Genomic DNA, 11457 nt, shown 5'->3' with positions numbered 1-11457 from the left:
CCCCCCCCCCCCCCCCCCCCCCCCCCCCCCCCCCCCCCCCCCCCCCCCCCCCCCCCCCCCCCCCCCCCCCCCCCCCCCCCCCCCCCCCCCCCGCGCCCGTGTCCAGCGGAATACGCCCGCGCTCCAGCGGACTTCGAGCGGCGCTGGCCAGGATGGGACGGCCAGGACGGCGAGGAAGGGCAGGGGATGGCACCCGAACAGGACGTGCGGCTGGTGTGCTTCGCGCACGCAGGGGCCGGCACCTCGGCCTTCCACCGCTGGGGCGAACCACTGGGAACCGGCACCGTCCCCGAACCACGGCTGCTGCCCGGACGCGACGGGCGGCGCCGCGAGCCGCGCGTGACCACCCGGCGGGAGCTCCTGCACGACCTGGCCGACCTGCTCGGGGAGCAGCCGCCCGGCCCGTACGTGCTCTACGGGCACAGCCTCGGCGCGCTCGTCGCCTACACGCTCACCCGTGCACTGCACGCGGCGGGGCTGCCGCTGCCCGCGCTGCTCGCGGTCGGCGCCTGCCCGCCGCCCGACGCGCCGGGCGGACCGGCCCTCGCCGCCGAAGCCCCCGACGACGAACTGCTCGCCGTCCTGGAGGGCTTCGACGCGGTCCCCGCCGGCATCGCCCCCGACGTGTGGCACCGCTTCGTCTTCCCCGTCCTCCGCGACGACCTGCGGCTGGCCGCCGACCTGCGGGCCGCCGCCCTGGACCCGGCCACCGGCGGCCCGGTGCCCGTCCCCGTGCTGGCCGTCGCCGGCAGCGACGACCCGGTGGGCCCCGCCGCACTGCTCGACGGCTGGCGCGCCTGGACCACCGGGCGCTTCGTGCTGCGCACCGTGCCCGGTGGGCACTTCTTCGTCCGCGACGGCGAACTGCCCGGACTGCTCGGACGCGCCTGCCGACTCGTGGGGCGGGCCGAACGGTGAGACGGGCGGTCATCACCGGCATCGGGGTGGTCGCCCCCGGCGGTGGCGGCACCCGGGGCTTCTGGTCGCTGCTTGCCTCCGGACGCTCCGCGACCCGCGCCGTCACCTCCTTCGACGCCCGGCCGCTGCGCTCGCGCGTCGCCGCCGAGGTCGACTTCGACGCCCGTGCGCACGGGCTCGACGCCCGGCCCGAGGCGGAAGCCGCCCGCGCCGCGCAGTTCGCGCTGGCCGCAGCCCGCGAGGCGCTCGCCGACAGCGGGGCCGCGCCCGCCCTCGACCCGGTGCGCACCGGCGTCGCCCTGGGCAGTGCGCTCGGCTGCGCCGCCGAGCTCAGCCTGGAGTACGCCGTCGCCAGCCATGTCGGAGCCCGCTGGCTGGTCGACCACACCCGGGCCGTGCCCCACCTGTACGACTACGCCGTCCCCTGCTCGCTGGCCGCGGAAGTGGCCCTCGACGCCGGCGCACAGGGGCCGGTGTCCCTCGTCGCCGGCGGCTGCACGTCGGGCCTCGACGCCCTCGGCCACGGCGCCGACCTGATCCGCGAGGACAGCGCGGACCTGGTGCTCGCCGGTGCGGCCGAGGCCCCGATCTCCCTGGCGACCATGACCACCTGCGACACCATCCGGGTCACCTCGCGGCGCAACGCGGAACCCGGCAGCGCAGCCCGGCCCTTCGACCTGACCCGCGACGGGTTCGTCCTCGGCGAGGGGGCGGCCGTCCTGGTCCTGGAGGAGCGCGAGCGCGCCCGCCGGCGCGGCGCCCGGATCTACGCCGAGGTCTCCGGGTACGCGAGCCGGGCCGGCGCCGCGAGCATGACCGGCCTGAGCGCCGACGGCACGGAGCTGGCCGACGCGGCGTCCGCCGCGCTCCAGGAGGCTCGGCTGGCGCCGTCCTCCGTCGAGTGGGTCAGCGCGCACGGCTCGGGCACCCGGCAGAGCGACCGCAGCGAGACGGCCGCGATCAAACGGGCGCTGGGCGCCCACGCCCACCGGGTGCCGGTCAGCGCGATCGCCTCGATGACCGGCTACCCGCTGGGCGCGCTCGGCGGCTTCCAGGCCGCCGCCGGAGCCCTGGCGATCCGGCACGGCACCGTGCCGCCGACCGCGCACCTGCAGGTCCCGGACCCCGAGTGCGACCTCGACTACGTCCCCGGGACCGCCCGGCGCCAGCCCACGAACACGGTGCTGGCCCTGGGCAGCGGGTTCGGCGGGTTCCAGAGCGCACTGGTGCTGACCGGACCGGAGCGCGCCTGATCGGTCACGACCGCGAGGGCGCCGCGGCGCCGCCGTGCCGGGGCGCCGCGGTGGGCTCGAGCGGGCTTCGACGGCCCTTCGAGTGCCACTGCCGACGGTGGTGGCCGACCGGATCCGCCGGCGTCCCCTCGCCCGGGCCGCCCCGACCACCGGCCCGCCCGACCGGGCAGTGAGGAATCAGCCGTGCCGCGCTTCACGTATCCCGAACTCCCGCTGGACGCGCTCCTGCGCCGGGCGGCCGTCCGCGACCCCGGCGGCTGCGCCGTCCGCAGCGGACCCGACGCGGTCACCTTCGCCGAACTCGACGACCGGGCCGACCGGTACGCGGCGTACCTGGAGCGGCTGCTCGGCCGCCGCGGCGCCCGCGTGGGCGTCGCCAACACCCTGGACGCGGAGTTCGCCGCCGCCTACTACGGCACCGTCCGCAGCGGCAACACCGTCGTCCTGGTCAATCCGCTGATCAAGGAGGCGGGCCTGGTCCACGTGTGCGCCACCGCCCGGGTGGAAGTGGCCCTGGTGCCCGTGGCGACGGCCGAACTGCTGGTCAAGGCCCGCGAACGACTGCCCGCCCTGGAGCGGGTCATCGTGACCGACGCCCCCGACGGGGTGGTGCCCGCGGACACCGTGCCGCTGGACCTCGCCCTGGACGGGGCCGCGGCCGCCGGGCCGGCCGCGGGCGGACGCTGCGGCGGTGCCCCCGACCTGGACGCCGACGCCTGCATCCAGTTCACGACGGGCACCACGGGAGCCCCGCGCGGGGTCCGGCTCAGCCACCGCAACCTCGTGGCCAACGCCGCCCAGACCGCCCGCGCGCACGGCCTCGGCAGCGACAGCGTGACCCTCAACCACCTGCCGCTGTACCACACCATGCACCTCAACTCGGCGGTGTACGCGGGCGCCCGCCAAGTGCTGTGCCCCGACCCGGACCCCCTGGCCGCGCTCGAACTGGCCGGCCGAACCGCCGCCACGCACTTCTACGGGCTGCCGGCCCGGCTCCACCGGCTCGCCGACGCCGTCCGCCCGGGCCCGGCAGGGGCCACCGGCCGGCCCGAGCGGCCCGGGCCGCCGGCCGGGCTGCGGCTGACGGCCGTACTGTCCGGCGGCACCGCCCTGGCGCCCGCCGCGACCCGGCAGCTGCGGGAATGGCTGGGCGTCCCCGTCGTCCAGGGCTACGGGATGGCCGAGCTCTCCCCGCTGGCCCACAGCCAGGACTTCGCGCGCCCGCTGACCGGCTCGGTCGGCACGCCCGTCCCGGGCACCGAGTGCCGGGTCGTCGACCTCGATTCGCGGGAGCCCGTCGACGTGTACGGCACGGGGGAGGTCCAGGTCCGGGGGCCGCAGCTGATGACCGGATACCTCGGTGAGGAGGGCCGGGGGCCGGTCGACGCGGAGGGCTGGCTGTCCACCGGGGACATCGGCTACGTCAACCCGGACGGCGTCCTGTTCCTCGTGGACCGGCGCGGCGACGTCTTCAAGCACGACAACGAACTGGTCTCCCCGACGGCCGTGGAGCGGATCGTCGCCGACGACCCGCGGGTCGCCGACTGCGTCGTCGTGGGCTGGCCCGACCCCGTCCACGGGGCCGTGGTGTGGGCGGGGATCGTGCTGCGCGAGCCGACCGCGCCGGGACGGTCCGACGCGCTCGACTCGATCGTGGCGCGGGCCAACGAGCGCCTCGCGCCCTTCGAACGGATCCGCCGGGCCGAGGTCATCGACGCGGTGCCGCGCACGCCCGTCGGCAAGCCGGAGCGGCGCGACCTGCGGCGCACCGTCCACGCCCGGGCGGCGGCCGAAACCGCGGCCTGACCGGCGCCCGCCCCCGCGGGCTGTGCCCCCGCGGGCCGTGCCCCCGCGAGGGGCCCCGCGGGCCCGTGCGTCAGACGGCGCCCGCGGGCGCGGACAGCCGCGCCGACACCGTGCGCAGGACGGCGTCCTGGTGGTCGCTCAGGTAGAAGTGGCCGCCCGGGAAGACCTGCGCACGGAAGCCGCCGGTGGTGTGCCGCTCCCAGGCCCGCGCCTCCTCGACGGTGACCTTGGGGTCGGCGTCGCCGGTGAACGCCGTGATCGGGCAGCCGACCCGGGCACCGGGCGGGGACACGTGCGTCTCGACGGCCCGGTAGTCGCTGCGGATCGTCGGCAGCAGCATGGCGCGGATCTCCGGGTCGTCCAGCAGCTCCGAGCCCGCCGCGCCATGGGACTTGATCTCCGCCACCAGCTCGGCGTCGGTCGCCAGGTGCCAGTGGTGCTCGCTGCGGGTGGTGGAGGGGGCCCGGCGGCCCGAGACGAAGAGCTCGACCGGCCCCGCTCCCCGGGCCTCCAGGCGCCGGGCGACCTCGAAACCGGTGACGGCGCCCATGCTGTGGCCGAAGAGGGCGAGCGGCTTGTCCCCGTAGGCCGACAGCGCTTCGGTGATCCGGTCGGCCAGCGTGGGGATGTCCGCGACCAGCGGCTCCTCGCGCCGGTCCTGGCGGCCCGGGTACTGCACCGCCAGCACCTCGACCGTGGGCGCGAGGGCCTTGGCGACGGGGAAGTAGAAGCTGGCGGAGCCGCCGGCGTGCGGCAGGCACAGCAGGCGCACGGGCGCCCCGGGCGCCGGGCTGAAGTTCCGGAACCACTCCGTGTCGCTGTTGCCGATCATGGACTCTCCACTCGCCGCTGCTGATGAACCGCCCTCCAGGGTGCAGGGCGGGGCCGTGCGGAGGGCCGGTCGCGGCCACCAGTTCGAGACGGTGTCGATCCCGTCTCCGCCCCGCCTCCAGCGGATCGGGGGAGGCCGTCGACCGCGGGAACACCGCACTCCCAGGACTCCGCACGACCGGGACGACCCCGGCCCGGTGCCGGGGTCGCCGCGCCCGGCCGGCACGCGCACGGCTTCCGGGGCCGTCGCCCCCTCCCACCAGGGCAGCGGCGGCCCCGCCGGCTCCTCCCGGGCCGGGCGCAGGGCACGTACGGCACCCCGCGCACGGCCGCCCTCAAGAGGCACTGGAGAGGTCGAGGCGGGTTCGAGCGGTCCTCCGGCGGGTCCCGCGAACCTCAAGACCGAGGGCGAGAGGGGTGGACCCGATGACGGGTGAGCGAGTGCACCGCAGGACGTACGCGGTGGATGTGGCGGCACCGGCCGGGGTGGTCTACGGCCTGATCGCGGACACCACCCGGTGGCCGCTGTTCGTGCCGCCGAGCATCCACGTCGAACGGCTGGACTTCGACGGGGTGCGGGACCGGTTCCAGATGTGGGCCACCGCCAACGGGACCGTGAAGTCCTGGCTGTCGCACCGCACCCTGGACGCGCCGGCCCGCCGCATCGACTTCCACCAGGAGGTCCCCGCAGGGCCCGCCCTGTCCCTGGGCGGCCGCTGGACCGTGGAGGCGCTGGGCACCGACCGCTCCCGGCTGACCCTGGACCACGCGTTCACGGTGGCCGACGACCGGCCCGAGGACGCCGCGTGGGTCGAGCGGGCCACGGACTCCAACAGCCGGGCCGAACTGGCCCGGCTCAAGGACAGCGCCGAGCGCTGGACCCGGCTGGACGACCTGCTGCTGTCCTTCGAGGACTCCGTACGCGTCAAGGGGCCGGCCGAGCTCGTCTACGCCTTCCTGTACGGCATCGCCGACTGGCCAGGCCGCGTCCCGCACGTGCTGCGCGCCGACGTCGTCGAGGAACGGCCCGGCGTGCAGACCGTCCGCATGGACACGGCGTATGGGGACGACCCGGCACAGACGACGGAAGCGGTCCGCATCTGCTTCCCGCACGCGCTGCGGATCGTCCACAAGCAGACCGCGACGCCGCCCCTGCTGGAGGCCCACACCGGCGAATGGTCGGTGATCCCCGACGAGACCGGGGTCACGGCCGTCGCCCAGCACACCGTGCTGCTGCGCGAGGAGGCCGTCGAGACGGTCCTCGGCCCGGGCACCGGCCTCGCCGAGGCGCGCGCGCACGTACGGCAGCGTCTCGGCGCCGGCAGCCGCACCGTCCTGGACCTCGCCAAGCAGCACGCGGAATCCGCCATCCGAACCCTGTGCACCGGGAGTTGAGCACCGCCGTCATGACCACCTCCCCGCACCTCGTGCCGGGCCCGCCCGGCCCGGCCTCCACCGGCACCGCCACCTCCGTGACAGCCGCCTCCATCTCCGCCTCCGCCTCCGTCCCGGACGAGGCCGCTGCCCTGGAGCGCGCGGCCCGGCTGGAGGCGCTCCTCGGCGACCCCCACGACCCCGCCAACCCGCACGGCATCGCCGAACTGTGCGCCGCCGACCGGCGCGGCGAACCCCCGGCCGAAACAGAGTTGCTGCTGACGCGGGCGGGACTGGCCGCCGAGTTCGTCCCGGCCGAGTTCGGCGGCCGCCTCACCCGGGCCGACCTGCTGGCCAAGGTGCTCCGCCCGGTCTTCCGCCGCGACCTGGCCCTCGGCTTCGGCTTCGGCATCACCTCGCTGTTCGCGACCGCCGCGGTGTGGGCCGCGGGCAGCGAACGCCAGCGCGAGCGGACCGCGGGCCTGCTCCTCGGCGGCGGACGCGCCTCGATCGTCCACCACGAACTCGCCCACGCCAACGCGATCCTGCGCGACGAGCTGACGGCCACCCCCCGGCCCGGCGGCTACACCCTCGGCGGCCGCAAGGACGTCATCATGAACGCGTCCCGCTCCGGCGCCTGGGTCGTCTACGCCCGCACCGCGCCCGAGCGCGGGCCGCGCAGCCATTCCGTCCTCCTGCTGGACCCGGCGTCGCTGCCCGAGCACGGCGTGCGCCAGCTGCCCCGCGTCCCCACCCCCGGCATGCGCGGCGGGCTGTTCTCCGGCCTCGAGTTCGCGCAGTGCCCGGTCGGGGACGACACCCTGGTCGGTCGGCCCGGCGAGGGCGTCGCCCTGGCGCTGCGGACCTTCCAGGTCAACCGCTGCCTCATCCCGGGCGTCGCGATCGCGGCCGCCGACACCGTCCTGCGCTCGGCCGTCCGCGCCGCGACCACCGGACGGACGGCGCCCGTGGCACGCCGCTGGCACAAACCGCTCGCCGGGGTCTTCGCCGACCTCCTGGCCTGCGACAGCATGGCCACCGTGGCCCTGCGCTCCCTGAGCCTCCTGCCCGAACGCGCCCACATCCTGGCCGCGGCCGTCAAGTACGTGGTGCCCGACCTGCTGCGCGACGACCTGGAGGAACTCGCCACCGTCCTCGGCGCGCACGGCTACGAGCACGGCAGCGGGCAGTACGGCTCCCTCGGCAAGCTCGTGCGCGACCTGCCGGTCGCCGGCCTCGGCCACGCCGGCACGGCCGCCTGCCACGCCGTCATCGTCCCCCAGCTGCGCACCCTCGCCGAGCGGTCCTGGTTCCGTGCCGAGGAGCCGCCGCCCGGACTGTTCCGCAGCAGCACGGACCTGCCCGCACTGGACTACCGGCTGCTCGACATCGCCGGCGGCGAGGACTTCCTGTCCGCCTCGCTCGTCGGAGCGGCCGCGCGCCTCGCCGCCACCCGCGGCGTCGGCGGGCAGATGACCCTCCTCAGCGACCTCGCCGACGGGTTCGTCGGCGAACTGCGGGCACTGCACGCCCACTGCACGGCCCTGCCCACCGACCGGACCGCCCTGACCGACCCGTCCGTCGTCATCCTCAGCGACCGGTACGCGCTGCTCCAGGCCGCGGCCGCCGTCCTCGGCACCTGGGAGGCACAGGACGGCACCGACGCCTTCCTCGCCGACCCGGCCTGGGCCGTCCTCGCGCTGACCCGGCTCGCCGGGCGCCTGGGCATCGCCGTGCCCGAACTGCCCGCCGGCTGCCTGCAGCAGGTGCTCGACGAACTCGTACGCCGCTACCGGGCCGGCCGCAGCTGCGACCTCGACGGAAGCGAGCTCAGCCAGTGACCGCCGGACCCGCCGCCCCGCCCGTCCGCCTCCCCGGGCCCGACGGACCCTGGGAGACGGTACGGGCCGACCTCGACCGGGACGGCAGCGCCGTCGTCTACGCCACCTGCGGCGACTGGCTGCCCGCGACCCTCCCGGAGACCGCGCTGCGCCCGCTGCTCGGCCGCGACTGGCACCGGTACCGGCGCACCGAGGACGAGGTCGTCCGCTCCCGCTTCGTCACCTCCCGCATGATCGTGAAGTACACGGCCGCGGCGGTCTTGAGGACGGACCCCGTCGCGCTCGACCTGGCGTACAAGATCGGCGGAAGGCCGTACCTCCGGGGATTCGACCAGATCGACATCAGCCTGAGCCACACCGACGACCTGATCGTGGTCGGCGTCAGCCGGGCCGGCCGGATCGGCGTCGACACCGAACCCGCCGGCCGCAAGATGTCCTTCGAACTGCTCCACGGCCACATGTGCACCCCCGTGGAGCACGACGAACTGGTCCGCATGTCGCAGGACCGCCAGACCTCCGAGCTGCTGCGCCTGTGGACCCTGAAGGAGGCCTACACCAAGGCCCTCGGGCAGGGACTGCGGCTCGGGTTCACCGAGTTCGGCTTCGGTCTGGAGAGCGGCCGCCTGCTCGCGCCGGACGGCTCCCCGGCCTCGCGCGGCGAGTGGACGTTCGCCACCCACGCGGTGCTCGGCGGCCGCTACCTGGTGAGCACCGCCCGCCACGACACCGGGTTGGACACCGCCCGCGACACCGCCGTCCACACCATGCTCGACGAGGGCTTCATGGGCGCCGTCGAGGAAAGCCTGGCCCGTGCGTGACGCCGGGGGGCGGCCCGTGTCAGCGCCGTGTCAGCGGGGCGTGGCCGCCACTCGGATGCTCGCTGACCTTCCGTGTCCGCACGCTGCCGCTCAAGGAGGGAGCAGATGGCCGTGCCCGTGACGGTGATCGTCGCTCCCGGCCCGCCGCCCTCGTTCGACCTGCACGGTCCGCTCACCCCGCGGGCCCTGGAGGCGGCGCTGGCGGCGCTGCCGCCGTGCGCTCCGACCCTGCAGCGCCACACCGAGACCCACCACACGCTGCACCTGCCCCCGCCGCCGTTCCCCGCGGGCACCCTCGCGGACCTGCTGGCGGCGCCGCAGGGCCACGCCCTGACGCGGCCGCAGCCGCGGCGGTCGGGGGCGGGGCGTGCCGCGTACGCCGCGGACGGCGACACCGCAGCTCCCGTCGGCTCCGCGGAGCCCGTCGATCCCGCGGCCCCCGCCGGTCCGGCCGTTGCGGAACCGCTGCGCGGCGCGTCCGGCCGGAGCGGCCCCGCCGGGGCGGCGGCCGTCCGCGGCCCCGGCTCCGACCCCCGCAGCGACGCCGGCAGGCCGCCGGCCGACCTCGCCGGCACCGGGTCCGGCGCCCGGCCCGGCCCGGACGGATCCGTGGTCCCCGCCGCCCCGCTCCAACGGGACGTCCTGCTGGACGCGCTGGCCCGCCCCGACTCCGGGCTGCACATCGGCCAGGTGTACTGGCGCTGGCACGGCCCGCTGGACACCGAACGGTTCGCCGCGGCCTGGCAGTCGCTCGCCGACCGCGAGGCGGTGCTGCGCGCCGCCCTGGCCCGGCCCGTGCCCGACGCCGGCCCGCAGATCGCCGTCCACCGCTCCGCCGCCGTGGAGGTCCGCCGCCACCGGCACGACACCGCCGACTGGTACGCGCTGCTGGCCGCCGAGCGCACCCGCCCCTTCGACCTGCGCCGGCCCGGACCGCTGCGCATCGCCCTGCTCGACGAGCCGCCGGCCGGGGACGGCACCACCGCCACCACCCGCGTCCTGGTCACCTACCACCAGGCCCTGCTGGACGGCCGCAGCGTACGCATCCTGCTGGGCGCCTTCTACCGGGCCTACCTCGCCGACGGCCGCGTGCCCGGCGGCCGCCGCCGCCCCGACCTGCGCGACCACCTCGACTGGCTGCACGCCCGCGACCTGCGGCCCGCCCGCGCGTTCTGGTCGCAGGCCGCACCGCCGCAGGGCGCCGCGACCCTGCCCGCCCGGCCGGCCGCCCGCACCACCGGCCGGCTCGGCCACGGCCGCATCCGGCACACCCTCACCCCGGTCGAGGCGGTCCGGCTGCGCGACTGGGCCGCCCTGTGGGGGGCCACCGAGAGCACCGCCGTGCACGCCGCCTGGGCGCTCCAGCTGTACCGGCCCGCCGCCGGCCCCGACGGGGGACCGCGCTCCGTCGCGTTCGCCGTCACGGTCACCGGCCGCGGTATCGCGCTCGACGGCGTCGAGGGACTGCCGGCGCCGCTGCGCAACCCGCTGCCCGTGCACGTCGTCGTCGACCCGGCCGCCACCGTGTCCGGGCTGCTGGCCGAGCTGACCGGACGGGCCCTGGAGGCCGCGGCCTACGAATGGGTCTCGGCCGGGCAGATCCGGGCGTGGTCCGGCGCCGGACCGCAGGGGACCCCGCCGCCCGAGTCCCTCATCGTGTTCGAGCCGCCGCGGCACACCGGGGGCGGCCGGCCCGGCCCCGGCGCGCACCCCGAGGAGGCGTACCGCGAGGAACTCGCCGCCGAGGACGTCCGCGTGGACCCGCCGGAGGCCGTGACCGCGCTCACCGGCGTGCCGTTCACCCTCACCGCCCACCACGAGGCGGACGGCTCGCTGGTGCTGGCCGCCGTACACGACCGCACCCGACTGTCCGACGACACGGCCGAGCTGATCCTGACGCAGACCGCCGGGCTGTTGCGCGAACTCCCGTACGCGGCCGACGGGTCCACGACCGTCGCGGAGGCGCTCGGCCTGCTCTCCGGCTCCCGCGTGCCGCTGGCCGCCGCGCGCCGCGGCCAGGACCCGCTGCGGCTGCTGCGCCCCGCCGCCCACCCGGGTGCCGGCACGATCCTCCTGGTTCCGCCGCCGGACGCGTCCGAGGACTGCTACGACGGGCTCGCAGGCCTGCACACCGGACCGCAGGCACTGGCCACCCTGGCCGGCCCGGCCGACGCGGCGGACTTCCTGGCCGCGCTGCGGCCCGCGCTGGAGGCCGGGGAGCCCCTCGTCCTGGGGGGCTTCTCGGGAGCGGGCGTCCTCGCCTGCGAGATCGCCGAACGCATCGCCGCCCACGGCTGGTACCCGCCGCTCGTCGCGGTCGCCGGCGCCGCCGACGGCCGCCCCGAATCCGTGAGCGCCCTGACCCGGGCGCTCTCCTCCGCGACGGCGGGGCCCGGATGAGCCGCTGACCGCGGCGGCCCGTCCGGCCCGCACCCCACGTCGCCCGCCCCACCGTTCCACCAGCGGTCTCCCACCGCCGCTCTGCCGCGCGCCGAGCGGACCCTACGAACCTGGAGCACCATGTCCCGCCGCCTGTTCACCTCGGAGTCCGTCACCGAGGGCCACCCCGACAAGATCGCTGACCAGATCAGCGACACGATCCTCGACGCGCTCCTC

At 76.9% G+C, this 11457-nt stretch carries 9 protein-coding genes; 8 read left to right on the top strand and 1 reads right to left on the bottom strand.

The annotated features are described in order from the left end of the window. Positions 1–186 precede the first annotated feature (186 nt). The 3 genes from ACZ4VL_RS39175 to ACZ4VL_RS39165 all read left to right on the top strand — a co-directional run bounded on the left by ACZ4VL_RS39175 (position 187) and on the right by ACZ4VL_RS39165 (position 3977). Complete coding sequence (locus ACZ4VL_RS39175) at positions 187–918, top strand: thioesterase II family protein (RefSeq protein WP_468210342.1); 732 nt, start codon at positions 187–189, stop codon at positions 916–918. Further along, positions 915–2171 carry a beta-ketoacyl-[acyl-carrier-protein] synthase family protein gene (locus ACZ4VL_RS39170; RefSeq protein WP_468210339.1) on the top strand — a complete coding sequence of 419 codons (1257 nt, stop codon included), beginning with the start codon at positions 915–917 and terminating at the stop codon, positions 2169–2171. The genes ACZ4VL_RS39175 and ACZ4VL_RS39170 overlap by 4 nt, the downstream gene beginning before the upstream one ends. Before the next feature lie 183 nt (positions 2172–2354). Continuing rightward, positions 2355–3977, top strand: coding sequence for a class I adenylate-forming enzyme family protein (locus ACZ4VL_RS39165; RefSeq protein ID WP_468210336.1), 1623 nt, complete (start codon positions 2355–2357; stop codon positions 3975–3977). A 70-nt stretch (positions 3978–4047) separates the two neighbouring features. Here the strand turns inward: ACZ4VL_RS39165 and ACZ4VL_RS39160 are convergent, their stop codons facing one another. After that, positions 4048–4809, bottom strand: coding sequence for a thioesterase II family protein (locus ACZ4VL_RS39160; protein ID WP_468210334.1), 762 nt, complete (start codon positions 4807–4809; stop codon positions 4048–4050). 425 nt (positions 4810–5234) lie between these two features. On the opposite strand from ACZ4VL_RS39160, the gene ACZ4VL_RS39155 reads away from it, so the two are divergent. The 5 genes from ACZ4VL_RS39155 to ACZ4VL_RS39135 form a co-directional block, all read left to right on the top strand. Further along, positions 5235–6203 (top strand): aromatase/cyclase, encoded by a 969-nt coding sequence (locus ACZ4VL_RS39155; RefSeq protein WP_468210331.1) that lies wholly within the window; start codon positions 5235–5237, stop codon positions 6201–6203. 11 nt (positions 6204–6214) lie between these two features. Then, positions 6215–8023, top strand: a complete 1809-nt coding sequence (locus ACZ4VL_RS39150) for an acyl-CoA dehydrogenase (RefSeq protein ID WP_468210328.1) — start codon at positions 6215–6217, stop codon at positions 8021–8023. Further along, positions 8020–8841: a 4'-phosphopantetheinyl transferase family protein gene (locus ACZ4VL_RS39145; protein ID WP_468210325.1), complete on the top strand. Its 822-nt coding sequence runs from the start codon at positions 8020–8022 to the stop codon at positions 8839–8841. The genes ACZ4VL_RS39150 and ACZ4VL_RS39145 overlap by 4 nt, the downstream gene beginning before the upstream one ends. 105 nt (positions 8842–8946) lie before the next feature. Continuing rightward, positions 8947–11241 carry a condensation domain-containing protein gene (locus tag ACZ4VL_RS39140; protein WP_468210322.1) on the top strand — a complete coding sequence of 765 codons (2295 nt, stop codon included), beginning with the start codon at positions 8947–8949 and terminating at the stop codon, positions 11239–11241. 120 nt (positions 11242–11361) lie between these two features. Then, a partial coding sequence (locus ACZ4VL_RS39135) for an S-adenosylmethionine synthetase N-terminal domain-containing protein (RefSeq protein ID WP_352332740.1) occupies positions 11362–11457 on the top strand: 96 nt, incomplete at its 3' end.

This window comes from Streptomyces sp. NPDC029014, from assembly GCF_055564695.1.
This window is presented reverse-complemented; position numbering and strand designations above follow the sequence as displayed.